Source organism: Vibrio sp. F13 (assembly GCF_020806305.2).
GTDB classification, from domain to species: domain Bacteria; phylum Pseudomonadota; class Gammaproteobacteria; order Enterobacterales; family Vibrionaceae; genus Vibrio; species Vibrio crassostreae_C.
In genome coordinates this window covers 1,118,830-1,145,571 of record NZ_CP170175.1, presented here as the reverse complement: position 1 = coordinate 1,145,571, position 26,742 = coordinate 1,118,830, and the positions used below count along the sequence as shown (strand labels likewise).

The following is a 26,742-nucleotide window of genomic DNA, read 5'->3' as shown; positions in this document are numbered from 1 at the left end:
ATCCTTAAATGGTGATTCTAAAATGATGGTTCTAAAGTTGTTTAGTCAGCACGATAGAGAACGCCTAGAGAGGCCGCTCTGCTTGCGCCAGTCACTTCTGGTAAATTGCTTGGCAGTTGATGAATATGACGTTGAGCAAGCCACGCAAAAGCCATCGCTTCCATGTAATCGGCGTCCACGCCTTTACTGGTGGTTGAGTCAACCTCCCAACTTGGAAGCAGTTCAGACAGCCTCTTCATCAACAATGGATTTCGTGTACCACCGCCACACACATACAGTGCAGGCTGGTCACCCAAGCGATAAGTCTCCACTTCATTGGCTATCGTCAATGCGGTGTATTCACAAAGTGTGCGCTGAACATCTTCTGCTGCAAGATCTTTAAATTCTGTTAATTGTTGCTCTAGCCACGGTAGATTAAACAGTTCTCTACCAGTACTTTTCGGTGGTATTTGAGATAGATAAGATTCATTTAACAACTGTTCGAGAAAGGCTTGATTGAGCTGACCTTTAAGCGCAAATTGGGCATCACGGTCAAACTTATCGCCCGTGTGTTTATCAACCCAAGCGTCCATCAACATATTGCCCGGGCCAGTATCATAACCAAGTGTTGGCTGATTAGGGCGCAGCACTGAAATATTCGAGATACCACCAATATTCAACACCACAACTGAGCTGTCTTGTGGCTGGAAAATAGTATGGTGGAAGGCAGGGACTAATGGCGCACCTTGTCCGCCTAATGCCATGTCTTTACGCCTGAAATCGGCAACCGTTTGAATCTGTGTTTTAGCGGCAATGATGTTGGCATCACCCAACTGCATGGTAAATGGAGATTCGCCGCTTGGCTGGTGGAATACCGTTTGACCATGATTACCAATCGCAGTCACAGAAGATGCAGGTGTACCTGACTTTTCGAGAAGTTGCAAAACCGCATCGCCAAACAGATGGCCAAGCTGGTGGTCGAGTTCTCCAATGGCAATTAAATCGGTTTTCTGACCAATACAAACTTCAAGCAGACGCACTTTGAGGTCGTCAGGCATTGGGAACTCATCATGAGCGAGTAATGTGATCCGGTTGTCTTCTATCGACACCAGTGCCGTATCAACGCCGTCCATACTCGTCCCCGACATCACGCCAATGTATAACTCTGATTTCATTGTTCACTTCCTAAATTAAGCTGCCGGATCTTTTGGCTTGCGATGACTTCTGCGCCATCCAGAGCATTACCTTGAATATTTAAGGTACGAACTTGGAGTTCTTGGGAAAGCCTAGGGTGATAGAACTGCCCTAAACTGCCTAAGAAAATAATCGGTAATGAGTTATAGTCTGAGCATACTCGTGTGAGCTTCTCTATTTCTTCAATACCTTGTTTTAATATGGCACTTGCCGTTGAGCAGCGCTGCTCTATATCAACGATCTCTCGTGCAAATTGGGCGTAATCGGTCGCGTTAGCTTCGCCAATCCACCGTAGAATTTGGCTGCGTTCGTTGCCTGTTTTTCGCATTACAAGTTGATTCGTTAAAGAAGTGCGCTTGTTATCTAATTCAACGAGAGTTTGTTGAACAGCTCGAAAACCAAGCCAAGCGCCACCACCTTGGTCACCAATTGGGAAACCCCAACCACCAACTTGATGAGTCTTTTGTTGTGTGTCCAATTGAATCGCAACGGAACCTGTGCCAATCGCAATACAGTTAACACCTTGTCCTGAATTAGCACCAAATACTGACGCTTCTGCATCAGTTGTTACATACAGGTGCGGGCAATGGGTTAACGCCGATTGCAGTTTGGCTTTTAAATCTAAGTTTCCTACGCCCGCAACGCCAACCACAATATAGCACTGTTGTGATTTTATCTGATTCACACTCAACATTTCATCAATATAATGAGTAAGTTGAGTGATCGCAGATCCACCATATAAGGTCAATGATGTCGCAGGTAAAATACACTCTTCGATGACACTTAGTGTTGGTAATATTCGCTTCAGTCTAATGGCGGTTTTAGTGCCACCGCCATCGACTGCCAAAGTATGGGTAATCATTGGCTAAACCGTTTGTAGTTTATTAACTTCTTGAGTTTGCTTCTTACCTGCAAGGCACACAATTAATGATACAAACGTGCCCACACAGAGTTGATACGGGAAGGCTAATCGAATACCCACCCAATCCGCGTTAATCACGCCCATCACACTGTCCCACACATAAGCTTGCATCAGTAATGTTGTTAAGAAGCCTGCCACTAGAGCTAAAGCGACAGAAGTCTCGTTGCCGCGCTCAGTGAAAATGGCCGTGAAGTAGACACCCAATAACCCGGTATAAGCAAACACCATCACACTCAAAGCGAACGATAATAACGGCATGTCGGTGTATTGCTGCCAGTAGTAACACAAGATACCCATGCTACCTAAGGCCAGCGCAGCAGCGGCCATACCGAAGCGGCCTGCTTTTACATAATGGAAGTCATCTTGTTCTCCCTTACGAGCTTCTAACCAAGGCTTGTAAATGTCTTGTACCGCAACTGAAGACATCGAGTTTAAGCCAGAGTTTAGTGTCGATAGCGCTGCAGCAACAACACCAACTGTCACTAAGCCACGAAGACCAGCAGGCATTTCATTTAGCACGTAGTACATGAAGATCGTGACGTTTTCGCCATTGAAGTTTTGAACAACTTCTTTACCTTCAACACCCATCAGTTCTGGTCTTTGGTAGAAGACATACAAGAGTAGGCCAATTGACATAAATACAAGCACAACTGGGATAGAGAAGATGATTGAGTTAATCATCGCCTTTGAACCTTGCTTAGCATCTTTACAAGTCAAAACACGTTGAGTCATGTCCTGATCAAGGCCAAATGCACCAATGTTTAATAGCACGAATCCTGTGATACATGCCCAAAAGCTGAAGGTGCCAGCAGGGCTAAAGTCGAGGTTAAAATCTAATAAGGTCAGTTTCGAAGCTTGGCCTTCACCAGGGTTAGCCAGTACCTGAGCAATTTGGTTGAAATCAGCTGGAATTTGTCCCAATAAATAGATGATCACAGCAATGGCTGCACCGACATAAACCACAAGCTGAATTAGGTCGCTCCAGATAACGGAACGAATGCCACCCATGTAGGTATAAGCAAGGCCAACAGCAACGAGAATAACCACTGAAGTAACTACGCTGCTTGGGTCAATGTTGGTAAATAGAATCATGGAGACTGCGATAGCGGCCATGTATAGGCGAGCACCTGAAGCAAATACACGACCGACTAAGTACATTACACCTGCGCGCTGTTTTGTTTTCTCGCCAAAACGAACTTTCAGCAGTTCGTACACGGTAGAGACTTTGTTTTTGTAGAAGCGAGGTATCAGTACTAATGCGACAAAGACAGCACCAATAATTCCACCGATGTTGGTCGCTAGGTAAGTGAGATCGCCACGGTAGCTAGATTCTGGTCCGCCTAAGAACGTCGCTGCTGATTGCGAGGTCGCCAATACCGAGATGGCAACAACCCACATTGGCATCGAGTTACCGCCTAAGAAATAGTCTTTGGTGCTCGTGATTTTGGTTCGGCTGAAGTGCCAGCCTGTAAAAGCGATAACAGCGAAGTAAACCGCAAATACCGCCCAGTCCAGCAAAGTAAATAGTGAATTCATAGCAGCTCCGTAGCATGAATAGGGTAGAGGGTGTTTATTATTATTTTTTCAGAATGTCAGTTTGAATAATGAGTTTCAAAATCTATTCCTTGGTGGAATAGTGACCAATGGTTTTCTTTGATAATGATCCCAGAAGGTTGTGGCAGCTATTCCAAACAGCAGAATATGAAGGAATAATTATTCCAATGAAAATACAAAACTCGTTATGATAACGAGGTACGGTCAGAGGGAAGGGGAAGAACGCTTAATGAAAGGCATTGCGAAAGTTAAAGCATTATTACCAAAACTCTCTCCATCGGATTCGCTGGTGGCTCGTTACGTCTTGGATCACCCACAACAAGTTAAGCAACTCTCCTCTCCTGAGTTGGCTAAAGCGGTAGGTGTAAGCCAATCGACGATCGTAAAGTTTAGTCAGAAACTCGGCTACAAAGGGTTTTCTGAGATGAAGATGAAGCTCTATCAGAGTGATATGACTTATCAGCCTGTATCCCAGCGCGGGATCCATGGGACCATCACCAGAAAAGATCCGCCAGATACGGTGATGGACAAACTTCTTGCAAGTAAAACACAATCGCTTGAGCGTACCGTGTTATTAAATGAAGGCGAACAGTTAAGCAATGCTGCTGATTTGCTGCATCTTGCTAATAAAGTACAGATTTCTGGGGTGGGAGCATCGTCTCTGGTTGCGAAAGATTTCGCTTATAAGCTGATGAAAATAGGTCATGCTGTTAATGCAGAGCAGGATGCTCACATTCAGATTGCTAATGCTGCGTCTCTTTCTGAAAATGATGTGTTGGTTGCAATTTCCTATTCAGGAAACACCAGAGAAGTGGTGAAGGTTGCCCAGTTAGCTAGATCGAAAAAGGCCAAGGTGATTGTAGTAAGCCAGCTATCCCCTTCTGCTTTAGATAAATACGCTGATATCAAACTCATCTCGGCGGCAGACGAAAATCATATTCGAAGCTCATCTATCACCGCGCGTGATAGCCAACTTTTTATTACTGACTTGTTGTTCATTGCGTTAACTCAGCAGGAAGAGCAGGCCGACCAATTAATTGAACAAAGTAAATCTGCAGTAGCGGAATTTAAGCAATAGAAGGAAATTTTATGGGACCGTTGTGGGTTGATATTGCAGGCTACGAGCTGACAGCTGAAGACAGAGAAATTTTAGAGCACCCTACTGTTGGTGGTCTCATCTTATTTTCTCGAAACTATCACGATAGCAAACAGTTATCGGCGTTAAACAAAGAAATTCGCAAGGTAGCGAAACGTCCTATTTTGATTGGTGTCGATCAAGAAGGTGGCCGAGTTCAGCGCTTCCGCGATGGCTTTTCAATTATCCCAGCTGCTCAAGAATTCGCGACTAAGAATAATGGTGAGCAGTTAGCAGAACAGGCCGGTTGGCTGATGGCGGCAGAATTGATTGCCCATGATATCGACCTGAGCTTTGCGCCAGTATTAGATAAAGGCCACGACTGTAAAGCAATTGGTAGCCGAGCGTTTGGTGAAGATATTGATACCATTGTTCGTCATAGCAGCGCTTTCATCAAAGGCATGAAGTCGGTTGGCATGGCGACGACAGGCAAGCACTTCCCTGGACATGGTGGCGTGATTGCTGACTCACACTTAGAGACGCCATATGACCCTAGAGACGACATCTTCGAAACCGATATGGCAATCTTCAAGGCGCAAATTGAAGCTGGAATATTGGATGCCATGATGCCAGCTCACGTGGTTTTCTCTCACTATGATGATCAACCTGCGAGTGGTTCACAGTATTGGCTACAGAAAGTATTGAAGCAGCAGCTTGGGTTTAAAGGCTTGGTATTCTCTGACGATTTAACGATGGAAGGCGCTGCCATTATGGGCGGACCAGCCGACAGAGCGAAAGCGGCCTTGAATGCAGGTTGTGACATGGTGTTGATGTGTAATAAACGAGATGCACAAATTGAAGCTCTGGATAACTTAGCGATTCAAGAGGTGCCTTTAGCCAACTCATTGCTTAAAAAACACAGCTTTGATTTGTCGACACTTCACTCGGATGCTAGGTGGAAAGAGACCTCAGAGACGATTAAGCGAATGCTAGGCAGTGAGTGATAAATAAACACATAATAATTTTAGATAAGGCGATATGATAAATATCGCCTTTTTTGTATGTGTGATCCATGGTTTAAACCTATTTATCTCTTAGAGTGAGCTAAATACAATGTGTAATATAAAATTTACAGTTAATGTTTTTTATTGTTTACACTTGCAATCGTTTTTTTAGCTGTTATTGTGTTTTTAAAGATTGTTAGCCCAAATGGAAATGTTGGGTGTAAAAATAAATATACAGGTTGAGTTATGCAGAAAAGTGAATTAAGCAATGTCAATATCATCGACGAACAGGTACTGATTACTCCTGAGGAGTTAAAAGCAAAACTGCCTTTGAGTGATAATGCTCGTCGTTTCATTCAAGAGTCTCGTCAAACTATCGCAAACATCATTCATAAGAAAGATCATCGCATGCTTGTTGTATGTGGCCCATGTTCTATCCATGACATTGAAGCTGCGAAAGAGTACGCGAAACGCCTAAAAGCCTTATCTGAGCAACTTAGCGATCAACTGTATATTGTTATGCGTGTTTACTTTGAGAAACCTCGTACCACTGTCGGTTGGAAAGGTTTGATCAATGACCCACATCTAGACGGCACTTTCGATATTGAGCATGGTCTGCATGTTGGTCGTGAACTACTTGTTGAACTCGCTGAGATGGAAATCCCACTAGCGACTGAAGCATTAGACCCAATTAGCCCGCAATACCTAGCAGATACCTTCAGCTGGGCGGCTATTGGCGCTCGTACGACTGAATCTCAAACTCACCGTGAGATGGCAAGTGGTCTTTCAATGCCAATCGGTTTTAAAAACGGCACCGATGGCAACCTAGGCACTGCAATCAACGCAATGCAGGCGGCTTCTTCTAGCCACCGTTTCATGGGTATCAGCCGCGAAGGTCAGGTTGCACTACTAACAACGCAAGGTAACCCAAATGGTCACGTGATTTTACGTGGCGGTAAGCAGACGAACTACGATTCAGTATCGGTACACGAATGTGAGCAAGAGCTGGGTAAATCTGGTTTAGAGGCAGCGCTAATGGTCGACTGTAGCCACGCGAACTCTCGTAAAGATTTCCGTCGCCAACCTTTAGTTGCAGAAGATGTGATTCACCAAATTCGTGAAGGCAACAAATCGATTATCGGCCTTATGATTGAAAGCCATATTAACGAAGGAAACCAATCTTCGGATATACCTCTCAATGAGATGAAATACGGCGTTTCTATTACCGACGCGTGTATCAATTGGGATTCAACTGAGGCACTATTGAAACATGCACATACGGAATTAGTCCCGTTCTTAGAGAACCGCTTGAAAGGTTAGTCAGAGTTTAAATTTAAGTGCCTCATCTAATGGGGCATTTTAAGATCTGTTGCTAGCGAACCTACGTGATTGTGGGATGATAGATTGGCACGGGCTTATAGATTAGTAAGGAATAAAATGGCCGTTGAACTGAACGAATTACGCGACCAAATCGATGCTGTCGATAAACAAATGTTGGATTTACTGGCTCAACGCCTTGCTCTAGTAGAGAAAGTAGGCGAAGTAAAAAGTGAACATGGTTTACCTATTTATGTACCAGAACGTGAAGCTGCGATGCTGGCATCTCGTCGTCAAGAAGCCGAGAAAATAGGGGTTCCACCACAGTTAATCGAAGATATTTTGCGTCGTACTATGCGTGAGTCTTATGCCAGTGAGAAAGATTCTGGCTTTAAGTGTCTTAACCCAGAGTTACGTTCAGTGGTGATCGTTGGTGGTAATGGTCAACTTGGTGGCTTGTTTGGTCGTATGTTCAAACTGTCTGGCTACGAAGTGAAAGTCCTTGGCAGCCAAGATTGGGATACAGCCGATGAAATCTTGGATAATGCAGGACTTGTGGTTGTGACTGTTCCAATTCACTTAACTGAAGGTGTGATTGCGAAGCTAGGTAATCTACCAAGTGATTGTATTCTATGTGATTTGACGTCAATTAAATCTAAACCGCTGCAAGCAATGATGAACATGCACCAAGGCCCAGTGGTTGGATTGCACCCAATGTTTGGTCCTGATGTTCCAAGCCTTGCTAAGCAGGTGATTGTTTACAGTGATGGTCGTGGTTCTGAGAGCTACCAATGGCTACTGAATCAATTTGGTATTTGGGGCGCGAGCCTTTGCCAGATGGATGCAGCTGAACACGATCACGGCATGACCTTGATTCAAGCACTTCGTCACTTCACCTCTTTTGCTTACGGCTTACACCTGAGTAAAGAGAACCCGAATATTGATCAGCTTCTGAAGCTAAGCTCACCAATCTACCGACTTGAGATTGCGATGGTTGGTCGTCTATTTGCTCAAGACCCGAACTTGTACGGTGATATCATTCTGTCTTCGGATGAGAATATAGAGATGATTCGACGCTTCCATAGCTGTTTCGGAGAAGCGTTAGAAATCCTAGATGGCAAAGATAAGGCTAAGTTTGTTGAGAGCTTCAACCAAGTGAGTGATTGGTTTGGTGACTACTCACAACAATTCTTGCAAGAGAGCCAAAGTCTTCTAAAACAAGCACATGACTCGATTCATCGTGGTTAATACTGATTTGAAATCATAAAAAAGAGCGACCATCTGGTCGCTCTTTTTGTTTGTGCTGAACGCTATGAAAGCATTTTGCCTACAGTAGACTAAAAGCAATTAGACCATCATAGGCCAAATCAACAGGTCTTAGCTATTAACAACTAGTTAGTCGTGATAGGTTTTTTGCTATCTTCACTCGATACGGTGTCGATGGTCGAGCTAATGTAAGGCACGTTAGTCAGGTTGATCTGCAAGCGAACCACATTATCAATCAGCTGAACTAGTGGGCCCCACTTAACCTTTTTCTCTTTCTCGAACACGTAGTTGAAGTTTTCCGGTGTCCAATCCATCAAGTATTGAGGGTTCAATGAACGACCAAGGAAGCGTACTTCATAATGCAAGTGTGGGCCGGTTGAGTTACCTGAGTTACCACAGCTCGCAATCACATCGCCTTTACTCACAAACTGACCGCTACGTACCTTGAACTTCTGTAGGTGCGCATAAGAACTCATGAAACCAAACGAGTGACGCATAGTAATAAAGTTGCCGAAGCCTTTTTTACTTGGGCGTACCGTTTCAATGACTCCATCTGCGGGCGCGACAATATCTTCACCACGCTTACACGTTAGATCGATACCAGTATGTACATGGCGTTTCCCTGAAATAGGGTTAGTGCGGCTACCATAAGAAGAAGATATACGTTGATAAGCCATCGGACTGTCGTTTGGAATCAAGCGGAACATTGTGGCTCTTACTGCTGAATCGACTGCAGCCGCATCAATGCGATCTTCTAAAGAAATATCATCGGTAAGCAGATCTTCATCAGCAAGACCCAGTACTGATTCCACATCGAATACACGCTTACCAAGTAGCTGAATCGTGCCTTCTTTCTCGGTCAGTGTTTGCGATAGCGAATGGTTGGTTTCTACTTGCTCAGCATAAAGAAATTCTGTTTGTTCTTTTTCAACAATCAGTGTTTCAATCAACTGTTGGGCATCACCCGCTTGCAGTGCGAGTTCTTGTTTACTCTCGAAGTGCATGTACGCCGCTCCGCCAATCAATAGCGGTACTGAAAAAATGGCAGTAGTGCAAATGAGCACGGCTTTACGGCCGAAGTAAAACGTCTGTTCCCCCTGACTGGAGGGAATAGTAATGGATAGTTTTTTAGACATGGTTCTGTATTAACTAAATGCTTCTAATAGAAAAAGGGTAATGGAGATGTCACTTACTACCTAAGTCGGTAAGGTGTTCAATCTCTCTATAAAGCAGTTCATCGTCACCAACATTAAGCTCAACAAGGCGCTTAAGGTGGCTGATACTATCAATATCTAAATGCTCTATGCGTAAACGCATTGAGGTATTGATGGTAGAGACTATCGTTGCTTCTAACTGAATATTGATATCACTGTTTTCGAGTTTAAAGCTCACTTGAACAGGGACATCATGGCTAAGTTGTTTTGATTCATTGCATTGAATGAGTAAACCATGGAGTGATAAGTCTTGCACTGAGCCTGATACCTTTACTTGTCCTTGTGAGATCTCAGTCGGGACTTGATAAATAACTCGTGAAAATTGACGTCTTTCAACCATAAGTAATCTCTCTATATCGATGCATTACACGTAAGCCAGATATATCAAAGGCCGCTATTATCGCGGCCTTTGTTCAAAATACAAGCTTATTTACTTAGCTATACGCTTGTACTTGATACGGTGCGGCTCTGCCGCTTGTGCGCCTAGAGTCTGCTTAAGCCACTCAGTGTACTCAGTATAGTTACCTTCGTAGAAGTTAACTTGACCTTCATCACGGTAGTCTAAGATATGGGTCGCAATACGGTCAAGGAACCAACGGTCATGCGAGATAACCATTGCACAGCCCGGGAATTCAAGCAGTGCTTCTTCAAGAGCACGTAGCGTTTCAACGTCAAGGTCGTTGGTAGGCTCATCGAGTAGCAGTACGTTACCGCCCGCTTTTAGCAGTTTCGCTAAGTGAACACGGTTACGTTCACCACCAGAAAGCTCACCGATGATCTTCTGTTGGTCGTTGCCTTTAAAGTTGAAACGAGAACAGTAAGCACGCGCAGGGATTTCGAAGTTGTTGATCTTAATGATATCAGCGCCTTCAGAGATCTCTTGGAATACTGTCTTAGTGTCGTCCATGCTGTCACGGAACTGATCAACAGAAGCAAGCTTAACGGTTTCGCCTAGTTCAACTGTACCTGAATCTGGCTGTTCTGCACCGCTTAGCATCTTGAATAGTGTTGATTTACCTGCACCGTTGGCACCAACGATACCGACGATTGCGCCCTTAGGCATGCTGAACGATAGGTCGTCGATAAGAACGCGATCACCAAACGATTTAGTCAGGTTGTTCACTTCAAGAACTTTATCACCTAGACGCTCACCTGGCGGGATGAACAGTTCGTTGGTTTCGTTACGCTTCTGGTATTGGCCAGTTGTCAATTCTTCAAAACGAGCCATACGAGCTTTAGACTTAGCTTGACGGCCTTTAGGGTTTTGACGAACCCATTCAAGTTCTTTCTCGATTGTCTTTTGACGTGCGCTTTCGCCCGCTTTTTCTTGCTTAAGACGCTCGTCTTTTTGCTCTAGCCAAGACGTGTAGTTACCTTCCCATGGGATACCTTCACCACGGTCAAGTTCTAGAATCCAGCCAGCTGCGTTGTCTAGGAAGTAACGGTCGTGGGTAATCGCCACAACAGTACCACTGTAATCAACAAGGAAGTGCTCAAGCCATGCTACTGATTCTGCATCCAAGTGGTTGGTTGGTTCATCAAGAAGCAGCATGTCTGGCTTTTCAAGAAGTAGACGACAGATAGCAACACGACGACGCTCACCACCTGATAGGAATTCAATTTTCGCATCCCACTCAGGAAGACGAAGTGCATCAGCAGCACGCTCTAGAGCAGTCTCTAAGTTGTGACCGTCTTTTGCTTGAATCAGAGCTTCTAGTTCGCCTTGCTCTTTTGCCAGTGCATCGAAGTCTGCATCTGGTTCTGCGTAAGCTGCGTAAACCGCATCAATACGCTTAAGTGCGTCAGCAACGTCAGAAACCGCTTCTTCTACGATTTCACGAACAGTTTTTGATTCGTCTAGCACAGGCTCTTGTGGTAGATAACCTACTTTAAGGCCTTGTTGTGCACGTGCTTCACCATCAATATCAGTATCAATACCAGCCATGATACGTAGTAGGGTAGATTTACCTGAACCATTTAGACCCAAAACACCGATTTTAGCGCCAGGAAAAAAGCTAAGAGAAATGTCTTTAAGAATTTGACGCTTAGGTGGAACAGTTTTGCTCACCCGAGACATGGTATATACGTATTCAGCCATTGCCGATCGATCCTAATTATTGTTCAAAATTGTCTGCTATTTTATACCAATATCCTCAAAGATGTTACTCCTAGGGCAGAAAAGCCACTTTTGAACTAATCCTTACCTATTATTGTCACATTGGTCATTAAAACTATATTTAATGGGCTTCTGAGGCGAAGTGTTAAATATTAATAATATTTACACTCAAATCCTTTACATTTGATGTGATGTCGGGCGTAAATAGACTTCACGTATTCATACACGCACTAAGGAAAGAGCGAATGTTTTTCCGCATTGGTAATACGAAAATTGCTGTGGCTGCATCGGCAATTTTGTCTTCGGTTTCACTGGCTCCGGTCGCTATGGCTAGCAATGCATCCGAGCTTGAAATGCAGCGTGACGTTTATGATAAAGCGCAAGAGGTTTTAGACAGCCGTGATCTAAAAGCTTACTCCGCGCTGCGTAACAAAATTCAAACATACCCTTTAACACCTTACACCGATTATCGGGCCTTTCTGATTGGCTTAGGTGATCGCACACCTGCTGAGGTCGATGCTTTCATTGAAGAGAACAAGGCATTGCCTTTCTCCAATCGAATGCGCGCACCTTATTTGGATTCATTGGCTTCTCAAAAACAGTGGAAGACGATCCTTGAGTTTCAAACCAAAGAGCCTGTCGGTGAAAAATACCAATGTATTTATTATCGAGCGCATTACGAGCAAGGTAACCAAGAGCTTGCCTTTAAAGGAGCTAAACAACTTTGGTTGAGTGGTAGTGGTGTTGATGACGCTTGTGACCCTTTATTTAAAAGCTGGGATCAAGCTGGGCTAAGAACTGATGAGCTGATTCTGGATAGAATGCTGCTAGCGTTCGAGGGCCGTAACGGTAAGTTAATGAGCTATCTGATTAAGCAATTGGATCATGATGAGTCAATTGCTCAAGCGAAGCAGATGAAGGCGTTGTACAACAAGCCTGAAAATGTACTCGCGTTTGCTAAAAAACATCCAGCGAATGAATTCTACCAAGCTCAAACCGAGTTTGCTTTCGAGAAGCTAGCAAGGAAATCATCAAGCAGTGCTCAAAAGGTGTTTGATGATGTCATCAAGGCTCAGAAGTTTTCGAAAGAGAAATCTCAAGAGCTCGCTGATTACCTAACGTTTCGTCTGATCAACACCGACTCTGAAGAGTTAATGGTGTGGCGCGACAAAATGCTCGCGAGTTCATCAAAGCAAGTTCTGCTGGAACGACGTGCTCGCTTAGCAATTCAACATGCCGATTGGACGGGTTTGAAAGAGTGGATAGCGCGCTTGGATGATAAACATCAGGCTTCGCTTCGTTGGCAATATTGGCAGGGCAGAGCTGAAATCGCGACGGGCGATACTGACAAAGGCAATAAGCGACTGTCAGATATCTTGGGTCAGCGTAATTTCTACAGTGTGGCTGCGGCTAAGCAGTTAGGTAAGCCAGTTCAATATCCAACATCGACACTTAAATACAATGCTGAAACAGTGAAGCCATTCGACACCTCTTTGGTGCGTATTGGTGAACTGATTGACCGAGACAAAATTGCGGCAGCGAAAAGTGAATGGCGCTGGTTACTGACCAATGCAGATAAAGAGCAAAAAGAGATGCTTGCCGCTTACGCTGCGACACAGCGTTGGAATCACTTTACCGTAACAGCGAGTATCTCTGCGAAGATGTGGGATAACATTGCGCTGCGCTTCCCTGTTGCTCATAAGTGGTGGTTTAACTTCTACGCTGAAAAGCACGATCTCGATCCAATCACTTTGATGTCTTTAGCAAGACAAGAGAGTGCGATGGATTCAGAAGCTCGCTCTCCAGTTGGCGCGCGTGGCATTATGCAAATTATGCCCAAGACGGCGCAATACACAGCGAACAAACATAAGATTAAGTATCAGGGCAGCGATGATCTTTATGATGTCGGCAAAAACATTGAGATTGGCAGTCACTACTTAGATGGTTTACTCGCTCAATATGATGACAACCGTATCTTTGCGTTTGCGGCTTATAATGCTGGACCTAGCCGTGTGAAACAGTGGCGTTCACGCAGCGATGAAAAGCTCGATGCCTTTGCATTTATCGAAATGATCCCATTCAAAGAGACACGTGGCTACGTTCAGAATATCTTGATGTTTGAGACCTACTATCGAGATATCTTGGGTGAGAAAGGGACGTTTTTAGCGCCCCATGAGGCAAAAACGAAATACTAAGCCTTCGGCATTTGGCCCGAAACTGAGTAAGAATAAAGGCAGTGAGTGCGAACCATTTCCACTTACTGCCTTTTTACATTGGATCGCATCAAGTGTTTCGGTATAAAGTGTTAAACGCTTTCAATCGTTAAGCGACTCTTTAAAGTCAGAATTTAAAAGTAAGTGTAGAGATATGGCATCACAACCTGAATATGATAATTGGCAACAACTGATGGACTTGGTAAAGACGGCTGTCGAAAAAGATCAGCACGAGCTGTTGTTGACTATGATGATGACACCAGACGAGCGAGATGCTCTGGTTGCTCGAATTAATATCTTCTGTGAGCTGATGAAAGGCGATATGTCTCAACGACAGGTGAGTCAAATGCTGGGCGTAGGCGTAGCGACGATAACCAGAGGCTCAAATGAGCTAAAGGCCAAATCTGAGCAAGAGAAAATCGTGATCGCCGACCTATTGCTAAAGTAATAATGGAATTAAGCTATCACGCGATAGTATGAATACGAATTCGATAAAAAACGCTAACTGGATGTTAGCGTTTTTTGTTTCTGAAGATTGTTCTTGGAATCTTTTGAAGTTTAAGGAAGCCTCAAATACTAAATAGGAAAGTGTTCAGGATTCACAAATGGGATCAGAGCCAAAATTAAAGCTTGATGATAGACCGAACTGCGTGACAATTGGTTATGTGTCAGTAGGCCAATGGCACCACCTTTCTGTTTGATATTGTCGGTACCAAACACTTCATCCATCACATCCCCTAACTCGTTTGCATGCTCTAGTTTCTCAAGCACGGCTGGTGGCAGCATCAGACTTGCTGAACGAGACTCGCCACGTTGGCCATTCGTTTCGATCACCATCCAGGCAAAGGTGACGTTTGTTTCTATTCCCGCTTCTAGACCAACATAGAAGTCTGCATCAGGCTGAGCTTGAGTTGCGTTGTGAACTCGATTCACGGCACCTTGATAGGTTTCATCATTGCTCATCGGTTGATCGGCGACACCACTAGGGACGCTGATACCTTTGAATTCGAATTCAGAATCAGGAAAGGCAGAAAGGAATGCACTTTTAACGGCGTTTATTTTAGCTGGGTTCAGCGACGCAATGACGACGGATTTCATGTATTGGATTCTTTTTGTTGTCGATTAAATTGAGTTGGTGTAGTCGATACCATTCGTTCAGTTCTTCCAATGGCATCGGTTTACCGAAGTAATAGCCTTGCAGCATATCGCACTGCGCATCTTGCAACCAGTGATGCATGCTTTCGGTTTCGATGCCTTCGGCTGTGACCTTTTTGCCTTGAGCATGGCATAGCCCGATAATCGGTTTTACTATGTTCTGATTATCGGTTTCAATTAAGGTGTCTAAAAAGACTTTATCTAGTTTGATTTTTTGAGTCGGATACTGCACCAGTTGAGTGATCGAAGTATATCCAGATCCAAAGTCGTCAATCGCTAATCGATAGCCCATTAGCGAGAGTTGGTTGAGCAACGGAAAGCCTTGTGAATCTGAGTAAAAGGTTTCAGTGATTTCAAAATCGATTAGGCTTGGTGGAATTCGATTTAACTCCGCGTGTTCTTTAATGAAACCCGCAAGATGAGTGGTTTCAATGCCAGCAGAAGATAGGTTGATCGACAATTGAATTGAGTGATCAAATTGAGCCTGAAGTCGATGGAATGAAGCAAACGCATTCTGTATTACCCAGCGGTCAACATGTTCAAACAGCCCGGTTTGTTCGGCTATTGGAATGAACTCATCTGGTGGAACCAAACCAAGTTGCTTTGAATTCCAACGCAATAACACCTCAACGCCAATAACATCAGTCCCGGTGGAATCCATGTAGGGCATGTAAACGAGCCTGAATTCATCATCAAAATTCTTACCTCTAAGCGCACGTTCAATATCTGCTTGGCGCTGAATGGCTTTGTCTAAATCCCGTGAATAGTCAGCAAATTGGTTTTTACCGGCACGCTTGGCTTGGTACATCGCAGTATCCGCGTTGGACAGTAGCTTCTCGATTGAGTTGCCATCATTAGGGTAGGTCGCAATACCAATACTGACCGTGATCGGAAAGCTGCCTGATTCGGTGACAAAACCTTTTTGCAGTGGAGTCAGTAAATCATTCGAGAATCGATGCGCGACATTTCCTCGGTGACTAGGAGCGTTAATGTAGACAACGAACTCGTCTCCAGAAAGTCGGGCTGGCATACAATGAGCGTCGAACTCCTCTTTATAGTGACGACAAATATCTGAAATACGCTGAGCAAAAGAGACCAGAATCGAGTCGCCGATTTGATGTCCGTATTTGTCGTTCACAAACTTGAAGTTGTCCAAGTCAAAATAGAGAACCCAGGTTTCGGTATTCGAACTCGGTTTTGGCAACGATTGCTGAACGAAGGTTTGAAACTGATGCCTATTGGCTATTTGGGTTAACTGATCATTTTCGGCCAAGAGCTTGGTCTGTTGGTAGGTGTTATCTAACTCTTGGTACATGTCATAAAAACGCTGTGATAGGCGGCCAAGCTCATCACGAGTGCCCAAGCGTTCGATGTTCTTACGTTGTTTTTTTTCGACTTGCTGTAGCTGTCGATCGAGCCGCGTTATTGGAGTAATCACAGTGCGAGACAGAAGCATGAGTAGCAGAGCGACAGTCACAAACGCAGACAGGGCAAACGACAAACTCAGCTTGTTCCAAATTGAATCGAGCTTGTTTTCTAATAGGAATTGCGCCGGATCGACTGTGGCGTACAGTTCTGGAGCAAGCTTGACTGAGTGGGTGACATCATTTTCCAAAGAAACCGCTATGGATGTGAAGAATAAACTGGTTTGGTAGTCGAACTCTATCTGTTTTCTCAGCGCATTAAATTTGTCGAGAGAGACAGAGACAACAACAAAGAACACATCGTCGGGTTGATTGTTAACGGTTGGGAAAATCGCTTTTCTATCTACCTTGTCATAGTGAACCAACATCCCTTCGCCTTGGGAGTTTTGAATATAGTTGGTACTCGATGTTGCTAAGGTGTCTTGATAGTGCAGGTCAACATACTCCAATATCTTACTGTCAATCTGAGTGCGTGAGTCATTGCTATTATCCGCGTAATAACGCAGTTTTCGATCACCATTAAGAAGCGCTAAACCTGTATAGCTTTCATCGTCATCTTGCAGGAAATGAATGGCTTCTCGAAGATTACTGACCAGTTCAAGATCGCGAGATAGATTTTGATCAGTGAGAAAATAACGCTTCACCATATCACTCTGGGTCAAGGTGTAAGAGTAGCTATTGAGGAACGAACGAGATTGGCGAAAGTATCCGGCTAGTTTTTCCATGTTCAGTTGAAGTGCGTTGTCTTCGCGTTTGATGAAACTGCTTTTTTGCGTCGAATAAATAATATAGCTAGAAGCCGCGGTACTGATCAGTATCACAGGGGCTATTAGTAGTAAGATTTTAGTACTTAGCTTCATAGTTAATGACAACACTATTTATAAATTAAGCGCATAAGTTTATGTTACTTAATGCTTACTCGCTATTAATTATACGTAGTTCGATGATTTCCTGTGAAGGGGGTAAGGTTTTGTCTTTATTGATAAAAAAAGCCACTAATGAGTTTTTGTTAGAAAGGCTCAAGTAGTGGAGAGAGTAAGCGTGCCGAATGTGCGAAACAAGTGAATTGTGTTTCAGGCATGCTAGGGGACGTGTTCTTAGCTCGAATGGTGCTCGACTAGAGGGTGATTTAAGTATTTGGCCTACTGTAGGCCAAATACTTATGTTAGCTAAAAGCTGGTACTCACTTTCAGTTATGACAACTTAACTTGAGTCGCTTTGATGTTCTCACTAGGGTAGCAACCCAACACCTTCAGGTGACGAGTAATAGCCGTTAGTTCCGTTATCGCCTGCTGCATATTATCTGAATCCAGGTGCGCCTCTAAATCGACATAGAACATCTCTTCCCAAGGGTTACCCATAATAGGACGAGATTCCAGCTTGGTCATGTTGATGCCTAAGCGTTGCAGGATTAGTAGTGTCTCTACCAAAGAACCCGCTTCTTGAGATGTCGACATGATGAGCGTCGTTTTCGCTGGTATTTGAGTCGATACTTCAACAGGCTTACGCGCCACAACGATGAAACGAGTGTGGTTCTCTGTTTGGTTTGCAATATTGCCCTGGATTGGCTGTAGTCCATAAAGCTTACCGCTCGATGCATTACCAATAGCAGCTACGTCATTACCACCCAATTCTTTAACTTTTTTCATTGCATCAGCGGTGCTTGCGCAAGACTCAAGGTTGACACCCTTAAGGCGGCTCAAGAACTCACTGCATTGTTGATGAGGTTGTGGGTGCGAGTAGAGTGTTTTGATGTCTTCTAAACGGATATCACTTTTAGCAACAAGGCAGTGCTCAATCGGTTGAGAAAGTTCGCCAACAATGTATAGAGTCGTATGCTGTAACAGGTCGTAGACCTCGTTAATTGACCCTGAACTGGTGTTCTCAATCGGCAGGACACCGTAGTCGGCATGGCCAGACTCTACTGTTGATGCGACTTCTTTGAAGTGATTACAGTTCAGCTCAATCAATTCCATATTCTTGCGGCTGAAGTATTCGCGGCTCGCAAGGTGAGAATACGATCCCTTAGAACCTAAGAATGCAACGCGAGCCAATGGTTTACGGCTTTGCGGATTCGCTAGGTTTTGTAAGTATGACTGTTGTAGTAAAACGGAATCTTCGATGATGGTGTGAAACAGCTTGGTAATGTACTGCGCATCAAGTTCGTATTTATCTTTGCCGTTGTTGATCAGCTTAACTAATAGTTGTTGTTCTCGTACTGCATCACGAACTGGTTTTGATGTCTCTACTTTGCTTTTAGCGACTTCGATACTTAGCTTGCGACGCTCTGAAAGTAACTTCAGGAGTTCGTCGTCTAAATCATTAAGACGAAGGCGGATATCATCCAGTGAAATTGAGCGGTCAGTCATAAATGTGTCCTTATAAAAAAGCCTCCCTAGTGTGGGAGGCTTCTTGTTCGTTTTTGACTTGTTTTTCTAAAACGACTTAGCCTCCGATTTACGGAAGAAAAAAGAAGTCAAAAATAAACAAAGATTGAGTGTGCATAAAAAGTGATTGTTTTATGAATGTTTAAACACAATAAGCAAGCGAGCTACGAGCGTCAAGCAAAAAAATAGCGCCCTGAGGCGCTATTTTTTAATCTGTTCTCTTTCCTTATTCTACTTCAGCTTCTAGCTCTTCGATTTCAGGCTTTTCAGCGCGGCGCGCTTCTGGTTTATGGCGTAGCTTGTTGAGTTGACGCTCTAGTTTTTGTTCTACTTCGTTGATCGCTACGTAGAGGTCGTCATGGATTGATGAAGCAACAAGTTGGCCTTTTGGTACGGTTAGTACCGCTTCAAATTTCTTCTTCTTGTTTGGTTCTTCGCTAAAGCTCGCTTGGCAGCCAATGATGTCTACTTGCCATTTATCTAGCTTTTTAAATTTGCTTTCTATGTGATCACGGATTGCAGAGGTAATGTCGATGTTTTTACCAGTGATGTTCATTTTCATAGAAGTTTTCCTCTGTTGTATCCCTCATGGGTTAACTTCAGATTACGACTTTTAGGAATAAAGAATGTGATCTAGATCTTGTTTTGGTTGGGTGGGATAAGCATTAAAATCAAATGTGATCTTACGCAAGTCTTAGTATCTTTTTGGCGAAAAATGCTTGTTATCCTTATGAAAAACGATAACTTGGAGGCAAGGCTTCGCTAAAAATTAAATCAGTTTTTAGGGGTGTCCTACAGCCTATGGAAAGTACTTGATTGAAATTTACTCAATAGTGTTTTGTGATATAGGTCTTGTAATATAGGTCGCTACATAAGCTTCTTCAGAATTAGATAAACAAAAGCCGCATAAGTATTCTTATGCGGCTTTTGTGTTTTTTAGCTTTACCTAATACCTTTGGCTCCCCAGCTCTGGGATGGAGGCGATCCTAGTCGTTAGTGTTCAGTAATCTCGCTGTGCCGTCCTCTCGGATAGCATTGATAGCTTGTAATTGTTTATAGATTACGAAGTAACGATTGATGTTGGCAACATAGGTTACGGGTTCTTTACTCACGTATTTGCGAGTGATGATTTCTACGTTTTTAAACCAGATGTTTGGGTTGTAACCTTTCTGCTTGGCAATGCTCCTCATCTTTCTGATCTTAGCAGGACCAGCGTTGTAAGAAGCCAAGGTAAAGTAGATTTGATTGTCGGGTGATATTGCCGGGTCGTCAAAATATCGGTCTTTGATAAAGCGCATATACTTCACACCCGCATGGATGTTGTTATCCACCTTATGGATGTTCTTGATGTTGACGTTTTTATCTTTGGCGGTACTCGGTAATACCTGCATCACACCAATAGCCCCGCGATGAGAAATCCGGCTCTGATCCAGTCCTGATTCTTGGAAACCTTGAGCTGACATCATTAAAGGATCAAATTCATACTTGCTCGAATACTTTTCAAAGACATCTGAGAGTTTAGCTACTCGGTCTACTTTATTGGGGTTGAGTGCTCGGCCTAACCAGCGAGTATTGTCGATGTATTTCTGGTAGATGACATTCCCAAGCAGGGTGCCTGTTCGTGCGGTCTTGACGTATTTGTTTATCTCTTTCTTCAGTTGAGGGCTGTCTTTTCTTAAAGCCCAAGCAATACGACCATTTTCTCGTAAAGGTAAGTCGTTATGGACTTGAATGTTTTCCATTACATCGATCCAGAGCTTGGCTTTATGGTTATCCAGAATTGTGCCTTGTATATAACCTTGGTTAACCAGTTCTATCAGCTCGTAGTCTTGTAATGACTCCTCGATAAAGTGGACATGCAGTGGTGGTAAACCTAGCTCGTTAAGCTCCTTATTAACTCTTTGTACACTCTCGAAGTAACTCGAGCTTGCTCGTATCCACACCTCTTTGCCACTCAATTGCTTGATTTCGGTGATAGGTTCGGCCTTTTTCCCTGTGATAATGAGTTCTTTACCATCTTTAATCATCGGATCCGAAAAATCGATGGTTTGTAATCGTTTATCGGTGATCGTTAGGTTAGCGACAGCGACATCACCATAGCCAGACTCTAAAGAGGGAAGTAGATCATCTCGTTGCACGGGGATGATTTGAACATTGAGATAGGGATGTTTCTTACGAAGGCTTTTCTCAAAGTGGTAGAGCATTTCTGCCACGATGCCTTTTGGCTTGCCATCCTCGATGTAATAGAAACCAAGATCGGCAGACACTAGCACTCTAACCGTTCCTTTGGTTTTGAGCACATCCAAGTCACCCATGTAAGGCTTATTGCTTAATGGAGACAGTTCTAATGCGTAGGATAAGTGGCTAAATAGCGATATCCAGATAAATAATAACAACCTACTCACATCCACACTCCATGTTGATGTTTTGTTAAAAGTTATCTTTTGAAGATACCGTGTATTATGCGATCCATCAAGTTTGCGATATGTAGATGAAAAAAAGCGCGCTAGTAAATTAGCGCGCTTTTAGGATTGAGATGTAAGAGGTTTGATTAAGGTAGTGGGTTTAACTCAATCAACTTTTCTGTTCTTAACACAGCGTCATCTAGGCCGAGTTGTTGATAAGCTTTTAGCTGGATATCTAAAGACTTACGCGCAGCAATGGTGTCTGGGTAAGTTTTTTGCAGCTCTTGCGTTCTGTTGATCGCAGCAATCCAAGCTTCGCGGCGTAGGTAGAAATCAGCGGTTGCTAAGTCATACTCTGCTAGGCGGTTCTTAAGTGCGAACATGCGTTTTTGTGCATCTTCAGCATAAGGGCTACTAGGGAAACGTTCGAGTAGTCGCTTGAAGTCAGCAAACGCAAGTTTCACTGGTTCAGGATCTCGGTCACTACGGTCGATATTAAAAATATCGTGCATGAAGTTTCGGTCTTGCGCCATGTGCGTTAAGCCGCGCATGTAAAGAACCCAGTCTTGTTTCTCATGCGTTGGGTTCAAACGTAGGAAACGTGAAATGGTAGCGAGGCCAAGTGCCAAGTCATCATTTTTGTAGTAAGCGTAAATCAGATCGAGCTGTACTTGCTCAGAATAGGCGCCGAATGGGTAACGTGAGTCTAGGGCTTCTAGCTTTTCTATTGCTGAAAGCCAGCTACCGCTCTGCAGTGATTCTTGAGCGTCAGAGTAGAGAACCGATGGTGGTACATCTGGCACTATCTCTTCACTACTTGAACAACCAACCAAGAGTGATACGGCTAATAGACCCGATAAAGTAAGGTGTTTCATGTCAGGCGTCGATTCCTTGAATTAAATATTTCGTAAGCTTCCGTTACTTTCTAACCAGTAACAGATACAATGATGCAATTATTCTATTTTATCCATACTAATGGGTATTAGTCTCACGGTTTTTAAAAAAGTTCGATATGGCTCAGCAGATCACATTAACAGACACAGTAAAAAGCAGCCAGTTAGGTCAACGTTTAGACCAAGCTGTCGCTGAACTATTTACCGATTTTTCTCGCTCTCGCATTAAAGAGTGGCTTCTTGACGGCAAAATCCAAGTGGATGGCGAAGTTATTACAAAGCCGCGCGTTAAGGTTTTGGGCGGTGAAGAGATCATCTTGCAAGCTGAACTTGCAGATGAAGAGCGCTGGGAAGCACAAGATATTCCTCTAAACATTGTCTACGAAGATGATGACTTATTGGTTATCAATAAGCCTCGCGATCTGGTTGTACACCCAGGCGCAGGCACACCGGATGGAACCATACTAAACGCATTGCTTTTCCATTACCCACAGATTGCAGAAGTGCCTCGTGCAGGTATTGTGCACCGTCTTGATAAAGACACAACAGGTCTTATGGTTGTGGCTAAAACGGTTCCAGCTCAAACTCGTCTTGTGCGTGCTCTTGCTAAGCGTCGTATTACTCGTGAATATGAAGCAATTGCAATTGGCAAAATGACCGCTGGTGGTGTGGTAGAGAAAGGCATTAGCCGTCATGCAACTAAGCGTACCTTGATGGATGTAAATGAATTAGGAAAGCCAGCGGTAACTCACTACCGTGTTGCTGAGCACTTCCGCGAGCATACTCGTATTCGTCTACGCCTAGAAACGGGTCGTACTCACCAAATTCGTGTTCACATGTCATACCTTCAGCATCCGCTGCTAGGTGACGTTGCATACGGTGGTCGTGCTCGTATTCCAAAAGGTGCATCTGAAGAACTAACAACAATGATTCGTTCTTTTGATCGCCAAGCACTGCACGCCGTTATGCTTAAATTTGTTCACCCAATTACAGGTGAAGAAGTTGAGTTCCACGCTCCTGTGCCAAATGACATGGTCGTGATGGCTGAAGCGTTACGTGTTGATGCGCGCGAAAACTTGGAAGACGACATTTAATCATGTCGATGATCATCCCTAACTGGAATGCACCAAAAAACGTGAAAGCATTTGCTTCGACACGTTTTGATGGTTTTTCTACTGGTGCGTATCAAGGATTAAACCTAGGTACGCATGTTGGGGATGATGCTTCGCTTGTTGAAAACAACAGAGCCTGGCTCAAGCAACACGCTAATATGCCTGCCGCTCCGGTATGGCTACATCAAACTCACTCAACAGATGTCGTTACGGTTTTACACCCTACGGCAGATATTCTTGATGCTGACGGTGCATTTACCACAGCTAAAGATGTTGTTTGTTCTGCGATGACAGCCGATTGCTTACCTGTAATCCTTACTGATACCAAAGGCACTCAAGTTGCTGCAGTTCATGCTGGTTGGCGTGGTCTTGCTGGTGGCATTCTTGAAAATGCCGTCGCAAAGTTTTCAAACTTAGGTTCAGAGAATAAGATCATTGCTTGGCTTGGTCCTGCAATAGGCAAACAAGCTTTTGAAGTAGGCGATGATGTGTTGGAAGCTTTCGTTAGTTTTGACTCTCAAGCTAAGCTCGCATTTGAAGCCAAAGCTGAACCAGGCAAATGGCTAGCGAATATGTCTCAGCTTGCAACGCAACGACTGAACAAAGTTGGTGTAACTTCTGTGACAGACTCTAATCTATGTACCTTCGCTGATGCCGATGCGTTCTATTCTTATCGTCGTGATGGTATTACTGGACGCCAAGCTACTTTTATTTGGTTAGAGTAACCTTTAACTAGTGCAACCAGTCATCCAGCTCATTTATATTTTTATAACAGCTCTATTCTTCATTCTTATCCCTTGAAAATCCGCGTTACCGTATCCATCTTCTAACCATAAGATAAACATATCTAAGAGTAGGAAGGTTGGCATGCGTCTCGATCGATTCACTAGTAAATTCCAAATTGCGATATCTGATGCTCAGTCGCTCGCATTAGGTCGTGATCACCAATATATAGAGCCTGTGCACCTAATGGTGTCTTTGCTTAATCAAGATGGTAGTGCAATTCGTCCATTGCTCACCATGCTGAATATTGATGTGGTTCAATTGCGTTCAAAGCTAAGCGAAATATTAGACCGTGTACCGAAAGTAAGTGGTATCGGTGGTGATGTTCAACTGTCGAATGCAATGGGTACTTTGTTCAACCTATGTGACAAGGTCGCACAAAAGCGTCAAGACACATACATTTCTTCGGAAGTCTTCCTACTTGCCGCAATTGAAGATAAAGGCCCTTTAGGTAACCTGCTTAAAGAGCTAGGTCTTACTGAGCAAAAATTATCTCAAGCTATCGAGCAGGTTCGTGGCGGTCAAAAAGTTGATGACCCAAATGCCGAAGACCGACGCCAAGCGTTAGAGAAGTTCACCATCGATCTGACTGAAAGAGCGGAGCAAGGCAAGCTGGATCCGGTAATTGGCCGAGATGACGAAATCCGCCGTACTATCCAAGTACTTCAGCGTCGTACTAAGAACAACCCAGTCATTATCGGTGAACCTGGTGTTGGTAAGACAGCTATTGTTGAAGGTTTGGCTCAGCGCATTATTAACAATGAAGTGCCAGAAGGTTTAAGAGGCCGACGCGTACTTTCATTAGACATGGGTGCTTTGGTAGCTGGCGCTAAATATCGTGGTGAGTTTGAAGAGCGTTTGAAGTCAGTCCTCAATGAATTGTCTAAAGAAGAGGGCAATATCATTCTCTTCATCGATGAAATTCATACTATGGTCGGCGCTGGTAAAGGTGAAGGCTCTATGGATGCCGGTAACATGCTAAAACCAGCGTTGGCTCGTGGTGAACTCCACTGTGTTGGCGCAACGACTCTTGATGAATACCGTCAATACATAGAGAAAGATCCAGCGTTAGAGCGCCGCTTCCAAAAAGTGCTTGTCGATGAACCAACGGTTGAAGACACGGTGGCGATTCTTCGTGGTTTGAAAGAGCGCTATGAACTTCATCATCATGTAGAAATTACCGACCCAGCAATCGTGGCTGCAGCAACACTATCTCATCGATACGTTTCTGATCGTCAACTGCCGGATAAAGCGATTGATCTGATTGATGAAGCGGCTTCGAGTATCCGTATGCAGATCGACTCAAAACCTGAGTCGCTAGATAAGCTCGAGCGTAAAATCATTCAATTGAAGATCGAGCAGCAAGCTCTTACCAATGAAAATGATGAAGCCAGTGAAAAACGCCTTCGAACATTACAAGAAGAGCTTTCTGACAAAGAACGAGATTTCGCAGAGCTTGAAGAAGTGTGGAATGCAGAGAAAGCCGCGCTTTCTGGCACGCAACACATCAAGTCAGAGCTAGAACAAGCTCGTATGGATATGGATTTTGCGAGACGTGCTGGTGATCTTAACCGAATGTCTGAATTGCAATACGGTCGAATCCCAGAATTAGAGAAGCAGTTAGATCTTGCGACTCAAGCTGAAATGCAAGAAATGACGCTGCTGCGTAATAAGGTCACTGATGCAGAAATTGCAGACGTGCTATCGAAGCAAACAGGCATACCTGTTTCTAAAATGCTAGAAGCCGAGAAAGAGAAGCTTCTTAAAATGGAAGGTGTTCTACATAAGCGAGTTATTGGCCAAGCGGAAGCAGTCGAAGTGGTATCGAATGCGATTCGTCGTAGCCGTGCAGGTTTATCTGATCCAAACAAGCCGATTGGATCTTTCTTATTCCTTGGTCCAACTGGCGTTGGTAAAACGGAGTTGTGTAAAACACTCGCGAACTTCATGTTTGATAGTGACGATGCAATGGTGCGTATCGACATGTCTGAGTTTATGGAGAAACACTCTGTTGCTCGTTTGGTTGGTGCTCCTCCGGGTTACGTTGGATATGAAGAAGGTGGTTACTTAACAGAAGCAGTGCGTCGCAAGCCTTATTCAGTGATTTTGCTAGATGAAGTAGAGAAAGCGCATCCTGATGTTTTCAATATCTTATTGCAGGTGCTTGATGATGGACGCTTAACTGATGGACAAGGTCGTACAGTCGATTTTAGAAACACGGTAGTGATCATGACATCCAACCTTGGCTCTTCGAGAATTCAAGAGAACTTCAATACGCTCGATTACCAAGGAATAAAGAATGAAGTGATGGAAGTGGTAGGTAAACATTTCCGTCCTGAGTTTTTGAACCGAGTTGATGAAAGCGTGGTGTTCCATCCATTGGGTCAAGAGCACATTCAGTCGATAGCCGCTATTCAGCTTGAGCACCTTAAGAAGAGAATGGAAGACAATGGTTATGAGCTTGAAGTTTCGGATAAAGCACTCAAGTTAATTTCTCAAGTTGGTTTTGATCCAGTATATGGTGCACGACCTTTGAAAAGAGCGATTCAACAAAGTGTCGAGAACCCGTTAGCGAAAGCGATACTGGCAGGAAAAATTAATCCAGATAAGAAAGTGCAGCTATTAGTAAACAACGACCGCATTATTGCTCACCAATAGTTGAAGTCAGAACGGTAGGTACGATTGGCCGAAATTAAGGCTTAATCGTACCTATTTTAAACGCTTTGTGT

General features: G+C 43.9%; 21 protein-coding genes and 1 other annotated feature. Of the genes, 9 read left to right on the top strand and 12 right to left on the bottom strand.

Annotated elements, in window-relative coordinates; genetic code table 11:
• Positions 1-41: 41 nt before the first annotated feature.
• The 3 genes from LMH68_RS05230 to LMH68_RS05220 are packed head-to-tail and all read right to left on the bottom strand — an operon-like array spanning position 42 to position 3,631.
• Complete coding sequence (locus LMH68_RS05230) at positions 42-1,154, bottom strand: anhydro-N-acetylmuramic acid kinase (RefSeq protein ID WP_229647450.1); 1,113 nt, start codon at positions 1,152-1,154, stop codon at positions 42-44.
• Positions 1,151-2,035 carry a BadF/BadG/BcrA/BcrD ATPase family protein gene (locus LMH68_RS05225; protein WP_229647449.1) on the bottom strand — a complete coding sequence of 295 codons (885 nt, stop codon included), beginning with the start codon at positions 2,033-2,035 and terminating at the stop codon, positions 1,151-1,153. The genes LMH68_RS05230 and LMH68_RS05225 overlap by 4 nt, the downstream gene beginning before the upstream one ends.
• Positions 2,036-2,038: 3 nt before the next feature.
• Positions 2,039-3,631, bottom strand: a complete 1,593-nt coding sequence (locus LMH68_RS05220) for a sodium:solute symporter (protein ID WP_229647448.1) — start codon at positions 3,629-3,631, stop codon at positions 2,039-2,041.
• A 247-nt stretch (positions 3,632-3,878) separates the two neighbouring features.
• On the opposite strand from LMH68_RS05220, the gene LMH68_RS05215 reads away from it, so the two are divergent.
• From LMH68_RS05215 to tyrA, 4 genes are all read left to right on the top strand, one after another.
• Positions 3,879-4,727: a MurR/RpiR family transcriptional regulator gene (locus LMH68_RS05215; protein ID WP_229647447.1), complete on the top strand. Its 849-nt coding sequence runs from the start codon at positions 3,879-3,881 to the stop codon at positions 4,725-4,727.
• Positions 4,728-4,738: 11 nt separating this feature from the next.
• Positions 4,739-5,728 (top strand): beta-N-acetylhexosaminidase, encoded by a 990-nt coding sequence (nagZ, locus tag LMH68_RS05210; protein ID WP_229647446.1) that lies wholly within the window; start codon positions 4,739-4,741, stop codon positions 5,726-5,728.
• 246 nt (positions 5,729-5,974) lie between these two features.
• The gene (locus tag LMH68_RS05205) at positions 5,975-7,048 is read left to right on the top strand and encodes a 3-deoxy-7-phosphoheptulonate synthase (RefSeq protein WP_017059354.1); all 1,074 of its coding nucleotides are present in this window, start codon (positions 5,975-5,977) and stop codon (positions 7,046-7,048) included.
• 117 nt (positions 7,049-7,165) lie between these two features.
• On the top strand, positions 7,166-8,293 hold the full coding sequence (gene tyrA / locus LMH68_RS05200; RefSeq protein WP_017062859.1) for a bifunctional chorismate mutase/prephenate dehydrogenase: 1,128 nt from the start codon (positions 7,166-7,168) through the stop codon (positions 8,291-8,293).
• 143 nt (positions 8,294-8,436) lie between these two features.
• Here the strand turns inward: tyrA and LMH68_RS05195 are convergent, their stop codons facing one another.
• The 3 genes from LMH68_RS05195 to ettA form a co-directional block, all read right to left on the bottom strand.
• The gene (locus tag LMH68_RS05195; protein WP_029235086.1) at positions 8,437-9,447 is read right to left on the bottom strand and encodes a M23 family metallopeptidase; all 1,011 of its coding nucleotides are present in this window, start codon (positions 9,445-9,447) and stop codon (positions 8,437-8,439) included.
• A gap of 49 nt (positions 9,448-9,496) precedes the next feature.
• Positions 9,497-9,865 (bottom strand): PilZ domain-containing protein, encoded by a 369-nt coding sequence (locus LMH68_RS05190; protein ID WP_229647445.1) that lies wholly within the window; start codon positions 9,863-9,865, stop codon positions 9,497-9,499.
• A 90-nt stretch (positions 9,866-9,955) separates the two neighbouring features.
• Entirely contained in the window at positions 9,956-11,623 is a 1,668-nt protein-coding gene (gene ettA / locus LMH68_RS05185) for an energy-dependent translational throttle protein EttA (protein ID WP_017056147.1), read from the bottom strand.
• A 263-nt stretch (positions 11,624-11,886) separates the two neighbouring features.
• Between ettA and sltY the strand changes: the two genes are divergently transcribed.
• Positions 11,887-13,836: a murein transglycosylase gene (gene sltY / locus LMH68_RS05180; protein WP_102321444.1), complete on the top strand. Its 1,950-nt coding sequence runs from the start codon at positions 11,887-11,889 to the stop codon at positions 13,834-13,836.
• Positions 13,837-14,008: 172 nt separating this feature from the next.
• Positions 14,009-14,302 (top strand): trp operon repressor, encoded by a 294-nt coding sequence (gene trpR, locus LMH68_RS05175; RefSeq protein ID WP_102394033.1) that lies wholly within the window; start codon positions 14,009-14,011, stop codon positions 14,300-14,302.
• A gap of 128 nt (positions 14,303-14,430) precedes the next feature.
• On the opposite strand, the gene yjjX is transcribed toward trpR, so the two are convergent.
• From yjjX to LMH68_RS05145, 6 genes are all read right to left on the bottom strand, one after another.
• The gene (gene yjjX / locus LMH68_RS05170; RefSeq protein ID WP_229647444.1) at positions 14,431-14,952 is read right to left on the bottom strand and encodes an inosine/xanthosine triphosphatase; all 522 of its coding nucleotides are present in this window, start codon (positions 14,950-14,952) and stop codon (positions 14,431-14,433) included.
• Positions 14,915-17,293, bottom strand: a complete 2,379-nt coding sequence (locus tag LMH68_RS05165) for a putative bifunctional diguanylate cyclase/phosphodiesterase (protein ID WP_229647443.1) — start codon at positions 17,291-17,293, stop codon at positions 14,915-14,917. Before LMH68_RS05165 ends, yjjX begins: the two co-directional genes overlap by 38 nt.
• A gap of 333 nt (positions 17,294-17,626) precedes the next feature.
• The gene (gene pheA / locus LMH68_RS05160) at positions 17,627-18,802 is read right to left on the bottom strand and encodes a prephenate dehydratase (RefSeq protein ID WP_136973907.1); all 1,176 of its coding nucleotides are present in this window, start codon (positions 18,800-18,802) and stop codon (positions 17,627-17,629) included.
• A 12-nt stretch (positions 18,803-18,814) separates the two neighbouring features.
• Positions 18,815-18,936: a sequence feature (Phe leader region), on the bottom strand.
• A gap of 110 nt (positions 18,937-19,046) precedes the next feature.
• On the bottom strand, positions 19,047-19,382 hold the full coding sequence (gene hpf / locus LMH68_RS05155) for a ribosome hibernation-promoting factor, HPF/YfiA family (protein WP_004735034.1): 336 nt from the start codon (positions 19,380-19,382) through the stop codon (positions 19,047-19,049).
• A 424-nt stretch (positions 19,383-19,806) separates the two neighbouring features.
• Positions 19,807-21,231 carry a lytic transglycosylase F gene (locus LMH68_RS05150; RefSeq protein WP_324295267.1) on the bottom strand — a complete coding sequence of 475 codons (1,425 nt, stop codon included), beginning with the start codon at positions 21,229-21,231 and terminating at the stop codon, positions 19,807-19,809.
• 140 nt (positions 21,232-21,371) lie between these two features.
• On the bottom strand, positions 21,372-22,100 hold the full coding sequence (locus LMH68_RS05145) for an outer membrane protein assembly factor BamD (protein ID WP_017059363.1): 729 nt from the start codon (positions 22,098-22,100) through the stop codon (positions 21,372-21,374).
• 137 nt (positions 22,101-22,237) lie between these two features.
• Here LMH68_RS05145 and rluD point away from each other — a divergent pair, with 137 nt between their 5' ends.
• The 3 genes from rluD to clpB all read left to right on the top strand — a co-directional run bounded on the left by rluD (position 22,238) and on the right by clpB (position 26,671).
• Complete coding sequence (rluD, locus tag LMH68_RS05140) at positions 22,238-23,212, top strand: 23S rRNA pseudouridine(1911/1915/1917) synthase RluD (RefSeq protein ID WP_017059364.1); 975 nt, start codon at positions 22,238-22,240, stop codon at positions 23,210-23,212.
• 2 nt (positions 23,213-23,214) lie between these two features.
• Positions 23,215-23,955: a peptidoglycan editing factor PgeF gene (pgeF, locus tag LMH68_RS05135; protein WP_065584732.1), complete on the top strand. Its 741-nt coding sequence runs from the start codon at positions 23,215-23,217 to the stop codon at positions 23,953-23,955.
• A 142-nt stretch (positions 23,956-24,097) separates the two neighbouring features.
• Positions 24,098-26,671 (top strand): ATP-dependent chaperone ClpB, encoded by a 2,574-nt coding sequence (gene clpB, locus LMH68_RS05130; protein WP_065584733.1) that lies wholly within the window; start codon positions 24,098-24,100, stop codon positions 26,669-26,671.
• Positions 26,672-26,742: the final 71 nt, after the last annotated feature.